The sequence below is a fragment of the Citrobacter sp. Cpo100 genome (assembly GCF_030332595.1).
GTDB classification, from domain to species: Bacteria; Pseudomonadota; Gammaproteobacteria; order Enterobacterales; family Enterobacteriaceae; genus Citrobacter; species Citrobacter portucalensis.
In genome coordinates, this window is sequence record NZ_JAOWHM010000029.1 from 22,285 (window position 1) to 42,813 (window position 20,529).

16 protein-coding genes are annotated in these 20,529 nt (G+C 52.9%); 7 read left to right on the forward strand and 9 right to left on the reverse strand.

Annotated features, from left to right (window positions below):
* Positions 1-21 precede the first annotated feature (21 nt).
* The 5 genes from argD to ppiA form a co-directional block, all read right to left on the reverse strand.
* Entirely contained in the window at positions 22-1,239 is a 1,218-nt protein-coding gene (argD, locus tag OGX96_RS05500; RefSeq protein ID WP_286582380.1) for a bifunctional acetylornithine/succinyldiaminopimelate transaminase, read from the reverse strand.
* Between the two features lie 85 nt (positions 1,240-1,324).
* Positions 1,325-1,888 carry an aminodeoxychorismate synthase component 2 gene (gene pabA, locus OGX96_RS05505; protein WP_048227393.1) on the reverse strand — a complete coding sequence of 188 codons (564 nt, stop codon included), beginning with the start codon at positions 1,886-1,888 and terminating at the stop codon, positions 1,325-1,327.
* 31 nt (positions 1,889-1,919) lie between these two features.
* Positions 1,920-2,522, reverse strand: coding sequence for a putative adenosine monophosphate-protein transferase Fic (locus OGX96_RS05510; RefSeq protein ID WP_286582383.1), 603 nt, complete (start codon positions 2,520-2,522; stop codon positions 1,920-1,922).
* Positions 2,512-2,679 carry a FicA/YhfG family antitoxin gene (gene ficA / locus OGX96_RS05515; RefSeq protein ID WP_003827708.1) on the reverse strand — a complete coding sequence of 56 codons (168 nt, stop codon included), beginning with the start codon at positions 2,677-2,679 and terminating at the stop codon, positions 2,512-2,514. Before ficA ends, OGX96_RS05510 begins: the two co-directional genes overlap by 11 nt.
* 106 nt (positions 2,680-2,785) lie before the next feature.
* Positions 2,786-3,358 (reverse strand): peptidylprolyl isomerase A, encoded by a 573-nt coding sequence (gene ppiA, locus OGX96_RS05520; RefSeq protein WP_003023595.1) that lies wholly within the window; start codon positions 3,356-3,358, stop codon positions 2,786-2,788.
* Positions 3,359-3,622: 264 nt separating this feature from the next.
* Here ppiA and tsgA point away from each other — a divergent pair, with 264 nt between their 5' ends.
* From tsgA to OGX96_RS05555, 7 genes are all read left to right on the forward strand, one after another.
* Positions 3,623-4,804: an MFS transporter TsgA gene (tsgA, locus tag OGX96_RS05525; RefSeq protein ID WP_032945197.1), complete on the forward strand. Its 1,182-nt coding sequence runs from the start codon at positions 3,623-3,625 to the stop codon at positions 4,802-4,804.
* Between the two features lie 271 nt (positions 4,805-5,075).
* On the forward strand, positions 5,076-7,619 hold the full coding sequence (nirB, locus tag OGX96_RS05530) for an NADPH-nitrite reductase large subunit (protein WP_008786307.1): 2,544 nt from the start codon (positions 5,076-5,078) through the stop codon (positions 7,617-7,619).
* Complete coding sequence (gene nirD, locus OGX96_RS05535; RefSeq protein ID WP_003023590.1) at positions 7,616-7,942, forward strand: nitrite reductase small subunit NirD; 327 nt, start codon at positions 7,616-7,618, stop codon at positions 7,940-7,942. The genes nirB and nirD overlap by 4 nt, the downstream gene beginning before the upstream one ends.
* 186 nt (positions 7,943-8,128) lie before the next feature.
* Positions 8,129-8,938, forward strand: coding sequence for a nitrite transporter NirC (gene nirC / locus OGX96_RS05540; RefSeq protein WP_008786308.1), 810 nt, complete (start codon positions 8,129-8,131; stop codon positions 8,936-8,938).
* A gap of 11 nt (positions 8,939-8,949) precedes the next feature.
* Positions 8,950-10,323, forward strand: a complete 1,374-nt coding sequence (cysG, locus tag OGX96_RS05545) for a siroheme synthase CysG (RefSeq protein ID WP_286582385.1) — start codon at positions 8,950-8,952, stop codon at positions 10,321-10,323.
* Positions 10,324-10,642: 319 nt separating this feature from the next.
* Entirely contained in the window at positions 10,643-16,732 is a 6,090-nt protein-coding gene (locus OGX96_RS05550) for a pectate lyase-fold domain-containing protein (RefSeq protein WP_286582387.1), read from the forward strand.
* 196 nt (positions 16,733-16,928) lie between these two features.
* Positions 16,929-17,099 carry a YhfL family protein gene (locus OGX96_RS05555; RefSeq protein WP_048236937.1) on the forward strand — a complete coding sequence of 57 codons (171 nt, stop codon included), beginning with the start codon at positions 16,929-16,931 and terminating at the stop codon, positions 17,097-17,099.
* A 66-nt stretch (positions 17,100-17,165) separates the two neighbouring features.
* Here the strand turns inward: OGX96_RS05555 and trpS are convergent, their stop codons facing one another.
* From trpS to dam, 4 genes are read right to left on the reverse strand one after another with little or no spacing between them, the layout of a single operon-like run.
* Positions 17,166-18,170 carry a tryptophan--tRNA ligase gene (gene trpS, locus OGX96_RS05560; RefSeq protein WP_003827687.1) on the reverse strand — a complete coding sequence of 335 codons (1,005 nt, stop codon included), beginning with the start codon at positions 18,168-18,170 and terminating at the stop codon, positions 17,166-17,168.
* Positions 18,163-18,921 carry a phosphoglycolate phosphatase gene (gene gph, locus OGX96_RS05565; protein ID WP_286582390.1) on the reverse strand — a complete coding sequence of 253 codons (759 nt, stop codon included), beginning with the start codon at positions 18,919-18,921 and terminating at the stop codon, positions 18,163-18,165. Before gph ends, trpS begins: the two co-directional genes overlap by 8 nt.
* Positions 18,914-19,591 carry a ribulose-phosphate 3-epimerase gene (gene rpe / locus OGX96_RS05570; RefSeq protein ID WP_003023561.1) on the reverse strand — a complete coding sequence of 226 codons (678 nt, stop codon included), beginning with the start codon at positions 19,589-19,591 and terminating at the stop codon, positions 18,914-18,916. Before rpe ends, gph begins: the two co-directional genes overlap by 8 nt.
* 17 nt (positions 19,592-19,608) lie before the next feature.
* Positions 19,609-20,445 (reverse strand): adenine-specific DNA-methyltransferase, encoded by an 837-nt coding sequence (gene dam / locus OGX96_RS05575; protein WP_003827684.1) that lies wholly within the window; start codon positions 20,443-20,445, stop codon positions 19,609-19,611.
* Between the last annotated feature and the right edge of the window lie 84 nt (positions 20,446-20,529).

The window sequence follows — 20,529 nt, forward strand, 5'->3', positions numbered from 1 at the left end:
GCTCGCGCCGCTATCCGGCAATCAGCCCACCACCTTCGCTACCGCCTGCGCGAAGCGCTGCATCCCTTCATCGATATCCGCCTGCTCTACTACCAGCGACGGCGCGAAACGCATTACGTCCGGCCCGGCGTTCAGCACCATTACCCCTTCATGCGCGGCGGCATAAAGGAAATCGCGTGCCCGGCCTTTAAACTGCGGCTTCAGCTCGGCGCCAATCAGCAGCCCCATCCCGCGAATATCGCTGAAAATATCGAACTGTTGATCAATCTTGTGCAAATGCTGGAAAAACGCCTGACGCCGGGCCTGAATGCCTCCCAGCACGTCCGGCGTGTTGATGATATCAAACGCTGCCCCCGCTACCGCGCAGGCCAGCGGGTTACCGCCGTAGGTGGAGCCGTGCGAACCCACGTGGAACGCGGAGGCAATCTCCTGAGTGGTCAACACCGCACTTACCGGGAAGCCGCCACCGAGCGCCTTCGCGCTGGTGAGGATATCCGGCGTCACGCCGTAGTGCATATAGGCAAACAAATCGCCGGTACGCCCCATCCCGCTCTGCACTTCATCAAATACCAACAGCGCCTGGTGCTGGTCACAAAGTTCACGCAAACCTTGCAGGAATTCCGGCGTTGCCGCAGTGACGCCGCCCTCTCCCTGAATAGGCTCAACCACCACCGCGCAGGTGTGATCGTCCATCACCGCTTTGACCGCATGCAGATCGTTAAACGGGACATGGATGATATCCGCCGGTTTTGGCCCAAAGCCGTCGGAGTATTTCGGCTGCCCACCAACGGATACGGTAAACAGCGAACGGCCGTGAAACGCATTATGGAAGGCAATGATTTTGGTTTTGAACGGGCTATGACGCACGCAGGCATAGTGGCGCGCCAGCTTAAAGGCGGTTTCGTTGGCTTCAGTACCGGAGTTCATGAACAGCACGCGCTCGGCAAAGGTCGCATCAATGATTTTACGGCCTAAGCGCAACGCCGGTTCGTTGGTAAATACGTTGCTGGTATGCCACAGGGTTTCACCCTGGGTTTTTAACGCCTCAACCAATGCCGGATGGCAATGCCCTAACGCGGTCACTGCAATGCCGCCCGCGAAATCAACATACTCTTTGCCCTGTTGATCCCACACTCGACTCCCTTTTCCTTTTACCGGGATAAACTCAGCCGGTGCATAAATCGGCAGAATCACTTCATCGAATGTCGCGCGCGTAATTGCAGTTTGTTCAGTTGCCATGTCATTACCACCCTGTTAAGCAGAAACGCCAGTGAAATTATAATCACAAAATATGAATAAAAAATCACTGAATAGCAACTACAAATCAGCGATTGAGAAAATTAGCCAGCAGTTGATGCCCCTGTTCGCTGAGAATACTCTCCGGGTGAAACTGTACCCCTTCCATATCCCACTCGCGGTGACGAATGCCCATAATCTCCTGCGTTTCACTCCAGGCCGTCACCTCAAAGCACTCGGGAAGCGTCTCAGGGGCAACCACCAGAGAGTGGTAGCGCGTCACCGTTAATGGGTTAGCGAGTCCCTGAAAAACACCCTGCCCGTTATGGGTAATCGGCGAGGTTTTACCGTGCATCACTTTAGCCGCCCGAACTACGCTCGCGCCAAAGGCCTGCGCCATCGCCTGGTGGCCAAGACAAACACCCAACAAGGGAAGCTTACCGGCGAAATGACGAATAACGTCCAGTGAGATACCGGCGTCATCCGGCGTGCATGGTCCAGGGGAAATCACGATTTTTTGCGGGTTCAGCGCGTCGATTTGCGCCAGCGTCAGCTCGTCGTTGCGCCGGACAAGGACATCAGCGCCCAGTTCGCAGAAGTATTGGTACAGGTTCCAGGTAAAAGAATCATAGTTATCAATAAGCAGGATCATGGCGGCTCCGGTACATAAGAACCGCGCTATTCTACTCAGTTTCCGGGGCTTCGCTTACCACTTTACGAAATATCGCCCGCAGTGCAGACAGGTCACCCATCGCCCCGCTCTGATTAGCCTGATTCCACTCCTCAACCGGAATGCCATCCCAGCTCAGCATATACCCGGCATGAATCGCTAACTGTTCGAAGAAAATACGCTGCGCCAGGCCACTGCCAATGCGAAACGGATGCAGCACATTGATTTCGCAATAATAGTGCGCAAGACGATCGACAAACTTGTCTTCCGGTATTCCCACCAGCCAGAACTCATCTTCCAGGTCCTGCATCAGCGCATTGCCCTCTTTCTCGATATAGGCGAAATGGCAAAAGCGAGTATCGCCCTGGTAAATATCGACTTCACGCAGGTGTCCCGCCCAGTCAAAAATATCCCGATACAGCTGGCGATGAATGGCGCACAGGTGCGGTAAGCCCCGTTTAAGCGGCCCCAATTCGATAGTCGCCGCACGCAGCGCTGTCAGTTCATAAGCCGCCTGCGCTAAACGCTGCGCCTGATGAATCCCCAGACGGTTACGCATGACATTCAGGCCCGGATATAAATACGGGTCGCGACCATCACCGAATTTATCGCTCATAGTGCCTCCTCAGCTCTTCAAGACGCGCCAGGGCGTCTTCAGCACTCAGAGTAACCCGTGGAATATCTACGCCTTCCAGCCGTCGGCTGGCCTGGAAATTGGCGTTTCGCCGTTGTTCCCACAGCCTGGACTTTTGTTTATCGGTGAGTTTTTTCACGTGACCTCCCTGAATGAGCCGACACTTGCCACAAGTATAAGCAGCAATTTCGGGTTACGCAGAGAGAGGGGTGAACGCGGGCAAGAACTACCCGCGCAAGATACGATTACGGCAGGACTTTAGCAGAAAGGATAACAATCGGTTTTGACGGGACATTCTGGTATGGACCGACATCATGGGTCTGTACCTGAGAGATCTTATCCGCGACATCCATACCTTTCACAACTTTACCGAAAACAGCGTAGCCAAAGTCGCGCTGGCCGTGATCGAGGAAAGCGTTATCTGCAATGTTGATAAAGAACTGGCTGGTCGCGCTGTCTTTATCCGCTGTACGCGCCATAGCAATCGTGCCGCGAGTGTTACGCAGTCCGTTATCGGCTTCATTCTTGATTGGCGGGTTAGGTTTCTTCTGCTGCATCTGCTCGGTAAAACCGCCGCCCTGCACCATGAAGCCTGGGATCACACGGTGGAACGTGGTGTTGTTATAGAAACCACTGTTGACATAATCGACAAAGTTTTGCACTGAAACCGGGGCTTTCTGACTGTTCAGCTCCAGCTCAATGTTACCAGCAGAGGTTGTCAGCAGAACATGTGGATCACCTTTTGCTGCCAGTGCTGCGGGGGAGAGAGCAGAAAGAGCGAGAACAGCTGCAACAGCCGCCAGAGTCGATTTGAGCATGAGAATTCCTTAACAAGAGCAGAAATGAAGCAAGTGAATTGATTCTAAAGAGCCTTCAAGGACAAGGCCATCCCTTTACTTAATTTTACGTACCTGAAACAAATGTAACCTCATGGCTGCAAGTATCAATGTGATCAAGATCACATAGAAAAATGTAACGCACCAAGTTATTACCGATAAATATTTAAATGCGTCACTAAAGCGCCTAAAATCTGCCCGCTCACGGCGCAGTCAATGCGCCTTACACTTCTATACAGGCCAGTCATGACTAACAGCAATCGCATCAAGCTCACATGGATTAGCTTTCTCTCCTACGCCCTGACAGGTGCGTTGGTAATTGTCACCGGGATGGTGATGGGAAACATAGCAGATTACTTCCATTTGCCCGTTTCCAGCATGAGTAACACCTTCACCTTCCTGAATGCCGGCATTCTGATCTCTATCTTTCTGAATGCATGGTTAATGGAAATCGTGCCACTGAAAACCCAGTTGCGCTTCGGCTTTATCCTGATGGTACTGGCCGTTGCCGGACTGATGTTCAGCCATAGCCTGGCCTTGTTCTCCGCCGCCATGTTTGTTTTGGGCCTGGTGAGCGGTATTACCATGTCGATTGGTACGTTCCTGGTAACTCAAATGTACGAAGGTCGCCAGCGCGGTTCCCGCCTGCTGTTTACTGACTCCTTCTTCAGCATGGCCGGCATGATTTTCCCGATGGTTGCCGCGTTCCTGTTAGCGCGCAGCATCGAATGGTATTGGGTCTATGCCTGCATCGGCCTCGTATACGTCGCCATTTTCCTGCTGACCTTCGGTTGTGAATTCCCGGCACTGGGTAAACACGCTCAGCAGTCAGACGCGCCGGTAGTAAAAGAAAAATGGGGGATTGGCGTGCTGTTTCTGGCGATCGCTGCACTGTGCTACATCCTCGGTCAGTTGGGTTTTATCTCCTGGGTCCCGGAGTACGCCAAAAGTCTGGGCATGAGCCTGAACGATGCGGGTAAACTGGTCAGCGACTTCTGGATGTCTTACATGGTTGGCATGTGGGCATTTAGCTTTATTCTGCGTTTCTTCGATTTGCAGCGTATCCTGACCGTACTGGCGGGTCTGGCTACCGTCCTGATGTATCTGTTTATCACCGGTACGCCAGAGCATATGCCGTGGTTTATTATGACGCTGGGCTTCTTTTCCAGTGCGATTTATACCACCATCATTACCCTTGGCTCCCAGCAGACGAAGGTCGCCTCACCCAAACTGGTTAACTTCGTTCTGACCTGCGGTACCATCGGCACCATGCTCACTTTCGTCGTCACCGGCCCTATCGTGGCACACAGCGGCCCGCAGGCGGCATTGCAAACAGCTAACGGCTTGTATGCGGTTGTATTCGTGATGTGCTTTATTCTTGGGTTTGTCACGCGCCATCGCCAGCATAACGCCCCAGCAACGCATTAATCTCACTGCCGGATGGTATCCACATCATCCGGCACATTCTCGCCCTCCTCTTCTTTCACTGGTCATGTAGGCCAATTCTTACAAAAACCCCTTAATTTGTACGCTATTTATACAAACACGAAAACCCAAATAATTCCGTCACTTATAAAAATGCTGACAAATCAGTTATATACCTCTTAAGGAGTATATAAGGGCGAATTTGATTTGCATCAATAAGCGCGGTTGCTGAATCGTTAAGGTAGGCAGTAATAGAAAAGAAATCGAGGCAAAAATGAGCAAAGTCAGACTCGCTATTATCGGTAATGGTATGGTCGGCCATCGCTTTATTGAGGATCTTCTTGATAAATCCGACGCTGCCAATTTTGATATTACCGTCTTCTGTGAAGAACCCCGCAAAGCGTACGACCGCGTACACCTGTCTTCCTACTTCTCCCACCACACCGCCGAAGAGCTTTCTCTGGTGCGTGAAGGATTCTACGAGAAGCACGGCGTTAAGGTGTTAGTGGGTGAGCGCGCAATTACCATTAACCGCCAGGAGAAGGTAATCCACTCCAGCGCAGGTCGTACGGTTTACTACGATAAGCTGATCATGGCGACGGGCTCTTACCCGTGGATCCCACCGATTAAAGGTTCGGAAACCCAGGACTGCTTCGTTTACCGCACCATCGAAGACCTCAACGCGATTGAGTCTTGCGCGCGCCGCAGCAAACGCGGTGCTGTTGTCGGCGGTGGTCTACTGGGCCTGGAAGCCGCCGGTGCGCTGAAAAGCCTCGGCGTTGAAACCCACGTGATTGAATTCGCCCCAATGCTGATGGCTGAACAGCTGGATCATATGGGTGGCGAGCAGTTACGTCGCAAAATTGAAAGCATGGGCGTGCGTGTGCACACCAGCAAAAACACCAAAGAGATCGTTCAGGAAGGCACCGAAGCGCGCAAAACCATGCGTTTTGCCGACGGTAGCGAACTGGAAGTCGATTTCATCGTCTTCTCTACCGGTATTCGTCCACGCGACAAACTGGCCACCCAGTGCGGTCTGGACGTCGCGCCACGCGGCGGGATCGTCATTAACGACACTTGCCAGACATCTGACCCGGACATCTATGCCATCGGCGAATGCGCCAGCTGGAACAACCGCGTGTATGGTCTGGTCGCTCCAGGCTATAAAATGGCGCAGGTTGCCGTTGACCATATTCTCGAAACTGAAAACGCCTTTGAAGGCGCAGACCTGAGCGCCAAGCTGAAGCTGCTCGGCGTTGACGTCGGCGGTATTGGCGACGCGCATGCGCGCACGCCGGGCGCCCGTAGCTACGTCTATCTCGACGAAAGCAAAGAAGTCTACAAACGCCTGATCGTTAGCGAAGATAACAAAACCCTGCTCGGCGCGGTTCTGGTAGGCGACACCAGCGATTACGGCAATCTGCTGCAACTGGTGCTGAACGCCATCGAACTGCCGGAAAATCCGGATTCACTGATTCTGCCAGCACACGCGGGCAGCGGTAAGCCGTCTATCGGTGTCGATAAACTGCCGGACAGCGCGCAGATTTGCTCCTGCTTCGATGTCACCAAAGGCATGCTGGTTGCCGCTATCAACAAGGGCTGCCATACCGTTGCGGCGCTGAAAGCGGAAACCAAAGCCGGTACCGGCTGCGGCGGGTGTATCCCGCTGGTAACGCAGGTCCTGAACGCCGAACTGGCGAAACAGGGTATCGAAGTTAACAACAACCTGTGTGAACACTTCCCGTACTCACGTCAGGAACTGTTCCATCTCATCCGCGTAGAAGGCATCAAAACCTTCGAAGAACTGCTGGCAAAACACGGGAAAGGTTACGGCTGTGAAGTATGTAAACCTACCGTAGGCTCCCTGCTGGCTTCCTGCTGGAATGAGTACATCCTCAAACCGCAGCACACGCCGTTGCAGGACACCAACGACAACTTCCTGGCTAACATCCAGAAAGACGGTACTTATTCCGTGATCCCGCGCTCTGCGGGTGGCGAAATTACCCCTGAAGGTCTGGTAGCTGTGGGCCGTATCGCGCGTGAATTTAACCTGTACACCAAAATTACCGGTTCTCAGCGTATCGGCCTGTTCGGCGCGCAGAAAGATGACCTGCCGGAAATCTGGCGTCAGCTGATTGAAGCCGGTTTTGAAACCGGTCACGCGTATGCCAAAGCGCTGCGTATGGCGAAAACCTGCGTAGGCAGCACCTGGTGCCGTTACGGCGTCGGCGATAGCGTGGGCTTCGGCGTGGAGCTGGAAAATCGCTACAAAGGCATTCGTACCCCGCACAAAATGAAATTCGGCGTCTCCGGCTGTACCCGTGAATGTGCGGAAGCTCAGGGTAAAGACGTGGGTATCATCGCCACTGAGAAAGGCTGGAACCTGTACGTTTGCGGTAACGGCGGGATGAAACCTCGTCATGCAGACCTGCTGGCAGCGGATATCGATCGCGAAACGCTGCTCAAGTACCTTGACCGTTTCATGATGTTCTACATCCGTACTGCCGACAAACTGACCCGTACCGCACCGTGGTTAGACAATCTGGAAGGCGGTATTGAGTATCTGAAGTCCGTCATCATCGACGACAAGTTGGGCCTGAACCAGCATCTTGAAGAAGAGATGGCCCGTCTGCGTGAAGCTGTGGTGTGTGAGTGGACAGAAACCGTTAACACCCCATCCGCGCAGGTTCGCTTCAAACACTTTATCAACAGCGAAAAACGCGATCCGAATGTCCAGGTTGTGCCTGAACGTGAACAACATCGTCCGGCCACGCCTTATGAGCGTATCCCGGTGACTCTGGTGGAGGAAAACGCATGAGCCAGTGGAAAAACATCTGCAAAATCGATGACATTCTGCCTGCAACAGGCGTCTGCGCCCTGTTAGGTAACGAGCAGGTTGCGATTTTCCGCCCGTATCACAGCGACCAGGTGTTTGCGATCAGCAACATCGACCCGTTCTTTGAGTCCAGCGTGCTTTCTCGTGGGCTGATTGCTGAACATCAGGGCGAATTGTGGGTTGCCAGCCCGCTGAAAAAACAGCGTTTTCGTTTAAGCGACGGTCTGTGCATGGAAGACGAACAGTTCTCCGTGAAACATTACGAAGCGCGAGTGAAAGACGGCACGGTGCAACTGCGCGGTTAATTAATTCTGGGAGGCGCAACGCCTCCCCTTTTTTGACGTATTTGTAGGTCTTTTAATGGTAGGCCTGATAAGCGTAGCGCCATCAGGCAATTGCACTGGCACATTGCCGGATGGCGGCATAAATGCCTTGTCCGGCCTACGGTTACGATTTCTTTTTATTGTTTGTACTTCAAGGATAATCAACACATGTTCACAGACACTATTAATAAGTGTGCGGCTAACGCTGCGCGCATCGCACGCCTGTCGGCTAATAACCCGCTTGGATTCTGGATCAGTTCGGCAATGGCGGGAGCCTATGTGGGTCTCGGCATCATTCTTATTTTCACCCTCGGTAATCTGCTCGACCCGTCCGTTCGTCCTCTGGTGATGGGTGCAACCTTTGGTATCGCCTTAACGCTGGTCATTATTGCCGGTTCGGAACTGTTTACCGGTCACACCATGTTTCTGACACTCGGCGTCAAAGCAGGCACCATCAGCCACGGTCAGATGTGGGCAATCCTGCCAAAAACATGGCTGGGTAACCTGGTCGGTTCCGTGTTTGTCGCCCTGCTTTACAGCTGGGGTGGCGGTAGCCTGCTGCCGGTCGATACCAGCATCGTCCATTCGGTTGCTCTGGCGAAAACGACCGCGCCTGCGATGGTTTTGTTCTTTAAAGGCGCACTGTGTAACTGGTTGGTTTGTCTGGCAATCTGGATGGCAATCCGTACCGAAGGCGCGGCAAAATTCCTCGCTATCTGGTGGTGTCTGCTGGCGTTTATCGCTTCCGGCTACGAGCACTCCGTTGCCAACATGACGCTGTTTGCCCTCTCCTGGTTCGGCCACCACAGCGAAGCCTATACCCTGTCAGGAATTGGTCATAACCTGTTGTGGGTGACACTCGGTAATACTTTGTCCGGTGTCGTATTCATGGGATTGGGTTATTGGTATGCTACGCCAAAATCGGAGCGTCCGGCTCCGGCAAAAATCAATCAGCCAGAGGCTGCTGCCAATAATTAAGGGGTAATGTCGTGGATCATTTGCCTATATTTTGTCAACTACGTGACCGCGACTGCTTGATCGTCGGCGGTGGTGATGTCGCAGAACGCAAAGCGCGGTTACTGCTGGAAGCGGGCGCCCGTTTAACGGTTAATGCGCTGGCGTTTATTCCGCAGTTCAAAGTATGGGCAGATGAAAACATGCTGACGCTGGTTGAGGGGCCGTTCGATGAGTCCCTGCTCGACACCTGCTGGTTGGCTATTGCCGCCACCGATGACGATGCCGTCAACCAAAGCGTCAGCACCGCCGCAGAATCACGTCGTATCTTCTGCAACGTGGTCGATGCACCAAAAGCAGCCAGTTTTATCATGCCCTCCATTATCGACCGCTCACCGCTGATGGTGGCGGTCTCCTCCGGCGGGACATCGCCAGTGCTGGCCCGTCTGCTGCGTGAAAGGCTTGAATCCGTTCTGCCTCAGCATCTGGGCCAGGTCGCGCAGTATGCCGGCAAGTTGCGTTCCCGAGTGAAGCAACAGTTTGCCAGCATGGGTGAACGTCGCCGCTTCTGGGAAAAATTGTTCGTGAATGACCGCCTGGCGCAGTCGTTGGCGAACAATGACCTGAAAGCCGTCGAGGAAACCACTGAGCAAATGCTCAGCGAGCCGCTGGATCACCGTGGTGAAGTGGTGCTGGTTGGCTCCGGTCCTGGCGATGCCGGCCTGCTGACGCTGAAAGGGCTACAGCAGATCCAGCAAGCGGATGTCGTGGTCTATGACCGTCTGGTTTCCGACGACATCATGAACCTTGTACGCCGCGATGCAGACCGAGTGTTCGTCGGTAAACGTGCAGGCTATCACTGCGTACCGCAGGAAGAGATCAACCAGATCCTGCTGCGTGAAGCACAACAGGGCAAGCGCGTGGTTCGACTGAAAGGTGGCGACCCGTTCATCTTTGGCCGCGGTGGCGAAGAGCTGGAAACGCTGTGCCATGCCGGTATCCCATTCTCTGTAGTGCCGGGTATTACCGCAGCCTCCGGTTGTTCTGCCTATTCCGGCATTCCACTGACCCATCGTGATTACGCTCAGAGCGTGCGTCTGGTTACCGGACACCTGAAAACCGGCGGTGAGCTGGACTGGGAAAACCTGGCAGCAGAGAAACAAACGCTGGTGTTCTACATGGGGCTGAACCAGGCGGCCACGATTCAGGAAAAATTGATCGAATTTGGCATGCAGCCCGATATGCCCGTCGCCCTAGTAGAAAACGGTACCTCCGTGAAACAGCGTGTCGTCAATGGCGAGCTGACTCAGCTAGGAGAGTTGGCGCAACAGGTTGAAAGCCCAGCGTTAATTATTGTTGGTCGTGTGGTAGGCCTTCGCGATAAGCTGAACTGGTTCTCAAACCATTAATTGAATGCAAATAAATGCCCTGACTCTCAGGGCATTTATTTTCTCGTTTATTATTCATGATTTATTCTCAAACCTGAATTAAGAAAGACTAAACTCATTCACCAACAAAATGAATCTGCGCTCTAATTTATAAAAAACACGTAAAATACCCTATTTATATCCGTACAACCCATAAATCTAATTCACATCCTAAATAATACATGACCATTGAGTAATTTGACGAAGCACGGTCATTCAGTGGCAAAATAATAAATTACCTCGAAATAAATTTATGCCTTCAATGGCATATTTTGTGCGTATTTATTTAAGGATGTCGATTATGCAAAGGAAAAAACTCATTGCTGTGGGTATTGCTCTTGCGTTGCAAACTTACTATCTCCCGGCGATAGCCGCAGATAGTAGCGACGATGACAATGATTGCCCTACTGATATATCCGTATTATCAAAAGCCGAACGTAACAAACTCTCCGCACGCTGCCTGGCAGATTATACAGAACAAGACAATCACTGGGGATGGGTCGCAGGTGGTGTCGCTGCGCTAACAGCTGGTGTAGCGATAGGTATCGATAACAATGGCGGCGGCCATTCCCACCATAATGATACTCCGGCAACCCCATCAGATAATGGCGATGTAACGCCCACACCTCCTGACGACGATAGCGGCGATGTAACACCCACGCCTCCCGATGACGATGGCGGTGATGTAACACCCACGCCTCCCGATGACGATGGCGGCGATGTAACGCCCACGCCTCCCGACGACGATAGCGGCGATGTAACCCCCACGCCTCCCGATGACGATGGCGGTGATGTAACGCCCACGCCTCCCGACGACGATGGCGGTGATGTAACGCCCACACCTCCCGATGACGATGGCGGCGATGTAACGCCCACGCCTCCCGACGACGATGGCGGCGATGTAACACCTACACCACCTGATGATACCTCTGTTATTACCTTCAGTAACGGCGTCACCATCGATAAAGGCCTGAACACACTGACATTTGACGGCATCAAGCTGGATAGCGGCACGGACCTCGGCGGCGCCGTGTGGAATTACGTCGAACAGGACGATCGGTGGCAGATCGCGTTACAAGACGGTAAAACGCTGCTGGTTTCCGACTGGAAAGTGACCGACGATAATGCCGCCGTCATTGAAGGTACGGTACAAGGAAGCGGCCTGTACTGGAAATATGACAGCCAGGGATACCTGATCGTTGCCGATGATCAAACCACCGTTGCAACGGGCGACGACGAGTCACACGTCGCCGATCGCGGAGTTGATACCCGTGTTGAAGGTAAAACCGGGGTCATCATCTCCGGCAATCGGACAAACAACGCGTTAAGCGGTGATTCCTCCGTCAGCGATGGTGCGGTCGGCATCGTTATTACCGGTGACAACACCACCAATACGATTTCAGGACAAAGCACCGTCGACGGCGCAACCGGCGCGCTGATTTCAGGTAACGGCACCACCACCCGCATTTCCGGTGGCATTGACGTAACAGGTGGCGGCACCGGCATGGTGATCGATGGCAACGAAACCACGGTGGCGAATACCGGCACCTCTAACATCAGCGGTCAAGGTTCAACCGGCTCCATCGTCAATGGCGACAACTCGCACGTTATCAACGATGGTGAACTCTATGTGGCCGACGGCGCTACCGGGGCAAAGATTACCGGTGATGATGTCCTCATCGACAACAAAGGCGATACCACCGCCAGCGGCGCAGGTTCTACCGGGCTATATATTGACGGAGACAACGCAACCATTAACAGCGAAGGGAAGCAGGATATTTCCGACGGCGCAACGGGCATCCTGATTAACGGCAACAGCGCCACCTTCGATAATATCGGCACCACCAATGTCAGCGGCGCAGGCTCTATCGGTATCAGCATCACCGGCGACAAAACGCGCATTACTAACGATGGTGAGCTAAACGTTACCGACGGCGCGACCGGAGCCAAAATGACCGGTGACGGTGCGGTGATTGATAACACCGGCGACTCAACGGTCACCGGCGCGGGGTCAACCGGGCTGTACATCGCGGGAAATAAGGCGCTGGTTATTGGCGAAGGAGATCAAACCATTGCGCAGGGCGCAACGGGTACCGTCATTGCGGGCGATAATTCCCGAATCGCGAATACGGGTGATATCACCGTGGATGGCGCGGGCTCTATCGCTGCAGTCATTGATGGAAATGATAATAGCCTGACTCAGGCAGGTGACATGCTGGTCACCAACGGCGCGACGGGTATCGTCACTGACGGGGCGGGTAACGAAATCAAAAACACCGGCAACGCGACCGTGCGCGATGCAAACTCCGTGGGTTTTGTGATCGATGGTGAAAGAAATGTCTTTAATAATAAAGGAAATATCGACGTCAGCCTGAATGGTACTGGCGCAAAAATGAGTGGCGACTCGTCACAGGCGACGCTGGATGGCGATATTAACGTTATTTCCGCGCAGGACCTCGATGGCGTATTCCGTGGCGCGACGGGCGTAAACGTGGGCGGCGACAGTAACACCGTAGATATCACAGGCAATGTGAATATGAGCGCTGAGTACGAACAGGATTCTCTGATCGCCAGCGATACCCCGCTAACCGGTGTCGCCGTTAGCGGTAACAACAATAATGTCACGCTTGATGGTGGGCTTAATATTGATGTGAACGATCAATCCGTCGTCAGCGGGCAGTATCTGGACGTTATCGGTCTAAACGTGACCGGTGATGGAAACAATGTGGCGATTGCTGGCGGTATTAATATTACTCAAAGCGAAAGTAACGATGGCGATAAGGTAGTTGTTCATGGCATCGACATCAGCGGCAACAGTGAGGTCACGCTAAGTGGGCACTCTACGGTGGATACGACTACGATTTTCGGGGGCCATGTCGTCCTGGCGCAGATCAATAATGGCGGTTCACTGATTTTAGATGACAACTCGGTTATTGATATTACTGCAAAATATATAAGCTCGAAATATTATACCCAAAATGCCCTGTTAATGGCCTCCGGGGAAAGCTCATCGATTGAAAATAAAGGGAATATCACCAGCCAGGGCGTCTATTCCATCATGCGTGCCAGCAACGGCGCAAAGATCGGCAACAGCGGCGATATTCTTGTTTATACAACAGGCAATAACGGCAGCGATGATCGCACCGGTATTGTTCAGGCCAGCGGTAACGGTTCTGTTGTTCATAACCAGTCGGGCGGCGACATCACCGTTATATCTGACCAGACGCCGCAGAGTACTGGTGGCTATGCCATATATCCCCTGATGTGGTACACCCACACCTTTTACGCAATGGCGTCCTCTGGATATGGCAGCGTGACCAATGACAAAGATGCCACCATCCATTTACAGGGCGCAGGCGTGTATGGCGTCGCCGCCAGTAGAGGAATGGCGTTAAACGAGGGCGAGATTTATCTGGATGGCTTTGTCCCGACGCTGGATGACGAAAACAACATTACCAGCACAGGTTACTGGCATCCGTCATCGCTCTATCTCACCAGTTCGGGGATGGTCGCAGGCTCAACCGATAGCGGCAATGGCGACGCCACAGCCACTAATACCGGCACCATTAACGTAAATAACGCCGGGTTCGGTATGATGGCGCTCAATGGCGGCACCGCCATTAACCAGGGCACCATTAATCTCACCGCCGATGAGGGCGTCACCAAAACCGATGATAACCAACTGATCGGCATGGCGGCGCTCAACGGCGGGGTCGTCATCAACGACACAACCGGTATTATTAATATCGACGCAGATTATGGTAAGCCTTTCCTGACTGACAGCAAAAGTACCGTGCTTAACTACGGTACGGTCTGCTATGACAGCAACTGCCAGGGCAGCGACGACTACAACCCAACCGACAGCAGCGTTGCAATCATTTATGACGATGATGACACCATTGCCAGCGCGGGAGCAAGCACTGCGCTTGATAATAAAGCTGTGATAATAGGAAACGTTGATAATTCGGGGGAAGTCAGCGGTGGGCCAATTGCCATCAAGGATAGCGGGACGCTGACCAACAGCGACGGCGGTGTTATAAATACCGATACTTCCGTTTCTGGCAAACTTATCAATGATGGCACCATAAACGGGACGTTGACGCAAAATGGCGGCGACATCGTGAACAATGGCACCATTGATAGCCGCAGTACGACCACCAATGGCACGCTAACCAATGGCACCGATGGCACGATGACTTCCGGCGCGAAAGTCACTGGCGCTAACAGTGCAATCATCAACGACGGTACGCTCTATCTTGGTTCTGCGGCTGATGCTAAAAATGCCTCAATGCTGGAAATTAACGATAACGCGCAATTCTTTAATACCGGCACGCTGATCCTTAATAACAACAAAAATGCCATTCACCTGAATGCAAACAACGGAACGCTGTACAACACCGGAACGATGGAGCTGACGGCAACCTCCAATAAAGGAGCCATTAACTATTGGGGCGCAGGTGCAGCATTCATCAATGACGGAACGGTGAATGCCAGCACCGCAGTACTCGCTTTTGCTGGCGGCGGCGCAGGAACGGCTGCAGATAAGCACGCTTTTTTCTGGAACCAGTCAAACGGCATAATCAACTACGATGCGGATAATGGCCGTGCAGTGGATTTCTCCGCCTATAACAATTACGTGGCAGTCAACGACGGCACCATGAATATCAGCGGTAATAACGCTTATGGCATGTATGGCGGCAAAAATGCGCAACTGGTCAACAACTGTACAATTAATCTGGGCACAAAAGGTACCACAGACACTGGCTTGGTAGCGATGGCGCTGGATAAAAATGCGACCGCTGATGCAGTCATTGAGAATAACGGCACCATTAATATTTACGCCAATAATTCTTACGCATTCAGCGTTGCAGGTGCGGGTCATGTGGTCAATAACGGCACGGTCTTCATTGACGATGGCGTGACGGGCTCTGGCCTCATTAAGCAAGGTGACAGCGTTAACGTCGAGGGGACAAACGGCAATAATGGCAACAGCTCCGAGGTACATTATGCCGACTATACGTTGCCGGAAACGCCGGTAGAACCGGACAGCAGCACCGTCGCCAGCTCCACGTCCAACGACCTGACCGGCTACGTGGTTGGTACCAATGCCGACGGCAGCAGCGGTAAGTTGATGGTCAGCAATGCCAGCATGAACGGCGTGGAGATTAACACCGGTTTTACCGCAGGTACTGCCGACACCACCGTAAGCTTTGACAACGTGGTCGAGGGCAGCAACCTGTCCGACGCAGGTGCCATTCAGTCCACCTCCGTGGTGTGGAATGCACAGGGCAGCACCGATGCCAGCGGCAACGTTGACGTCACCATGACCAAAAACGCCTATGCCGATGTGGCGACCGATGGTTCTGTCAGTGACGTGGCGCAGGCGCTCGACGCCGGTTACACCAACAACGAGCTGTACACCAGCCTCAACGTTGGCTCCACCGCTGAACTGAACAACGCGCTTAAGCAGGTGAGCGGCAGTCAGGCTATCACCGCGTTCCGTGAAGCCCGCGTGCTAAGCAACCGCTTTACCATGCTGGCCGATGCCGCGCCGCAAATTAAAGATGGCCTGGCGTTCAACGTCGTAGCGAAAGGCGACCCGCGCGCTGAGTTGGGCAACGATACCCAGTACGACATGCTGGCATTACGTCAGTCGTTGGATCTCACCGCCAGCCAGAATCTGACGCTGGAGTACGGCATCGCGCGCCTGGACGGTGACGGTTCGAAGACCGCGGGCGACAACGGCCTGACCGGCGGCTACAGTCAGTTCTTTGGTCTGAAGCACAGCATGGCGTTTAATGAAGGTCTGGCGTGGAAGAACAGCCTGCGTTATGACGTACACAACCTCGACAGCAGTCGTTCTGTCTCTTATGGCGACACCAACAAGGTGGCGGATTCCAACGCACGTCAGCAGTATCTTGAGTTCCGCAGCGAAGGGGCGAAAACCTTCACCATGCTCAACGATACGTTGAAAGTCACGCCGTACGCCGGGGTGAAATTCCGTCATACGCTGGAAGGCAGCTATAAAGAGCGTAGTGCGGGTGATTTCAACCTGTCGATGAACGCTGGCAGCGAAACCGCTGTGGATTCCATTGTCGGAATGAAGTTCGACTATACCGGTGAAAATGGCTGGAGCGCCAGCGCCACGCTGGAAGGCGGTCCGAACCTGAGCTACAGCAAAAGCCAGCGTACTGCGTCACTGCAAGGTGCCGCAGGCAAGTCCTTTAGCGTAGACGACGACCAAAAAGGCGGAGGCATCAACGGCCTGGCGACGGTCGGTGTGAAATACAGCGCCAAAGACGCCAGCCTGAATCTGGACGCTTACCAGTGGAAAGAGGACAACATCAGCGATAAAGGCTTTATGTTGAATTTCAGAAAAACATTTCGCTAATTAATTAAACCCGCAGCCTGGTATTATTTATTAATACCAGGCTTTTTTATTTAAATTCAATTCACTAATCGTATGTTTTATATATAAAGCGACAGGTCCTTTTCTGGACTACTTAAAGTTTATGTTAGTTGATATCTTATCCGGCGAAAAATGGACTTCATCCATTTAGAAATAGATATCTAACAAGGATTTTGACATGTTTAAATTTGCAAAAATCACCATCGTTGCTGGTGTTCTGGCTACGCTGACCGCGTGTACTGGTCATATCGAAAACACAAAAAATAACTGCAGCTACGATTATTTCCTGCATCCAGCAATTTCGATTTCAAAAATTATTGGTGGCTGTGGCCCGGCTGCGAATCAGTAATAGAAGCGATTGCGCAGATACAAAAAAACCGGGAACTTCCCGGTTTTTTTAACAACACAGAGCGCATTACGGCTTGGCGACAAAACCAATCGCTTCGTAAACGGCTTTCAGCGTAACAGATGCGCGGGCGCTGGCTTTTTCCGCACCTTCTTTCATCACTTTCTGCAGGAAAGCTTCATCGTTACGGAAACGGTGATAGCGTTCCTGAAGCTCGGTCAGCATACCGGAAACGGCCTCTGCGACTTCACCTTTCAGATGACCATACATTTTGCCTTCGAAGTGCTGTTCCAGCTCCGGAATGCTCTTACCGGTGACGGCGGAGAGAATATCCAGCAGGTTGGAAACACCCGCTTTGTTCTGCACGTCGTAGCGTACAACCGGCGGCTCTTCGGAATCGGTCATCGCACGTTTGATTTTTTTAACCACAGATTTCGGATCTTCCAGCAGACCGATCACGTTGTTGCGGTTGTCATCCGACTTGGACATTTTCTTCGTCGGCTCCAGCAGCGACATCACGCGCGCGCCGGATTTAGGAATGAACGGCTCAGGCACTTTGAAGATGTCGCCATACAGGGCATTAAAGCGCTGGGCGATATCGCGGCTCAGTTCCAGATGCTGTTTCTGATCTTCGCCAACCGGTACCTGGTTGGTCTGATACAGCAGGATGTCTGCCGCCATCAGCACCGGATAATCAAACAGACCGGCGTTGATGTTCTCCGCATAGCGCGCGGATTTGTCTTTGAACTGGGTCATACGGCTCAGCTCGCCGAAGTAGGTGTAGCAGTTCAGCGCCCAACCTAACTGTGCATGCTCCGGTACGTGAGACTGCACGAAAATGGTGCTTTTTTCAGGATCGATACCGCATGCCAGATACAGCGCCAGCGTATCGAGCGTTGCTTTACGCAGCTGCTGAGCATCCTGACGAACGGTGATGGCATGTTGGTCAACGATGCAGTAGATGCAATGGTAGTCATCCTGCATGCTCACCCACTGACGCAGCGCACCCATATAGTTGCCAATGGTCAATTCACCTGAGGGCTGTGCGCCACTAAAAACGATGGGCTTAGTCATTTTTTGATTCCTGATTTTCGCTATGCGGAAGCCCGAGATCGGGCAGTAGTTCATTAATACGGTCGTAAATAACGTCGGGCTGGCTCAGCGCGATCGACTCGCCGTAGTTGTAGCCATAGGTCAGGCCAACGGACGGACAGCCAGCAGCTTTTGCCGCCTGAATATCATTGCGTGAATCCCCTACGAAGAGCATTTGCTCAGGCTTGATGCCAAGCTTACTTGCCACCAGCAGCAGCGGATCCGGATGCGGTTTTTTATTCTGCACGTCGTCACCACCGATGACCACGCTAAAGTACTTGGCGATATCTAATGCTTCGAGCAATGGCGCGACAAACGGGGTCGGTTTGTTGGTCACCAGACCCAGCGGCAATCCTTTCGCATGCAGCGCGCCCAGCGTGTCGGCAACATCAGGGAACAGGAATGTCCCCTCTTCTGCGACATCGCCGTAGTATCTGTCGAACAGCTTACGCAAAATACGTACCTGCTCCTCGGCGGGAATATCATCATCAACGGGCGGTTTACCCATCGTTTTACGTAATGTTGCGCGCTCCTGACGGGACCACGCCAGCGCGCGCTCCATCAGTACATCTGCACCGTTACCAATCCAGGTGATAACGCGTTCTTCTCCGGCAACCGGCAGTTCCAGCGCATACAGCGCCATGTCCACCGCTGCGGCTAATCCCGGCGCGCTGTCGACCAGCGTGCCGTCGAGGTCAAATGCAGCGCCCCGAATATCCTGAAACTTATCCATGACTTACCTTCGCCAGTTCATTGCGCATTTCATCAATGACTTTTTTGTAGTCTGGTTGGTCGAAAATGGCGGAGCCTGCAACAAACATATCTGCGCCTGCCGCGGCAATTTCACCAATGTTATTCACTTTGACGCCACCGTCCACTTCGAGGCGGATATCGTAGCCAGATTCATCAATACGACGACGCACTTCGCGCAGCTTATCCAGCGTTTGTGGGATGAAGGACTGTCCGCCAAAGCCTGGGTTAACGGACATCAGCAGGATCACATCGAGCTTATCCATGACGTAGTCCAGATAGCTCAGCGGTGTTGCCGGGTTGAACACCAGGCCCGCTTTACAGCCATGCTCTTTGATCAGCTGTAATGTGCGATCGACATGCTCGGAGGCTTCCGGATGAAAAGTAATGATGCTGGCGCCAGCGGCGGCGAAGTCCGGGACAATACGATCGACCGGTTTCACCATCAGGTGAACATCAATCGGGGCGGTGATGCCATATTTACGCAGCGATTTCAGTACCATCGGTCCGATGGTCAGGTTCGGTACGTAGTGATTGTCCATGACGTCGAAGTGCACGACATCGGCACCGGCAGTCAGCGCTCTCGCGGTGTCCTCACCCAGGCGGGCAAAATCAGCCGACAGAATTGAGGGGGCGATCAAATACTGTTTCATCCGCTTCTCCTTGAGATTTATTTCTTCGCAGGCGTTACGACTCCTGGTTTATACAGTGCCAGCAGTTCGTTCACCTTTTTACGCGTGCCGCCATTGCTGCTTATGCTGCGCCGCACTTTGACCTGAAAATGTTTCGCCGCTCGGTACCATTCACGGGTATCGGGCGTATCGTGGTTCGAAATTAACACCGGGATCTGCTTACTGACCAGCTTTTCTGCCATCTCGGCCAAATGCGCCTGCTCTTTCGGGCTAAAGCTGTTGGTGTGATACGCAGTGAAATTTGCCGTCGCCGAAAGCGGTGCATAAGGGGGGTCACAATAGACCACAGAGTTGCTATCCGCACGGTTCATGCACTCTTCATAGGAGAGGCAATGGAACTCCGCATTCTGCGCTTTCTCAGCAAAATGGTACAACTCGGCTTCCGGGAAGTAAGGTTTTTTATAACGCCCAAACGGGACGTTAAACTCGCCGCGCAGGTTATAACGGCACAATCCGTTGTAACCAAAGCGGTTCAGATACAAGAACAGTACTGCTCTGCGGAACGGATCCTCGCTGGCATTAAATTCTTCTCTGAACCGATAGTACACCTCAGCCTGATTGGTTTCAGGCATAAACAGCTCACGCGAAGCCTGCACATACTCATCGGTACGCGTCTTCACGATGTTATAGAGACTGATAAGGTCGCTGTTGATATCGGCAAGAATATAACGAGAAAAGTCGGTGTTGAGAAACACCGACCCGGCACCCACGAAAGGTTCAATCAGGCACTCACCCTGAGGTAAATGCCGTTTGATATCATCAAGCAGGGGGTATTTCCCCCCTGCCCATTTCAAAAAAGCGCGATTTTTTTTCATGCTGACTAACTAATTACACCTTCTCCGGCTGTGGAGAAAGCTCCGACAGCATCCTGCGCTTTAGTCTTTGTCCCGCAATTGGGC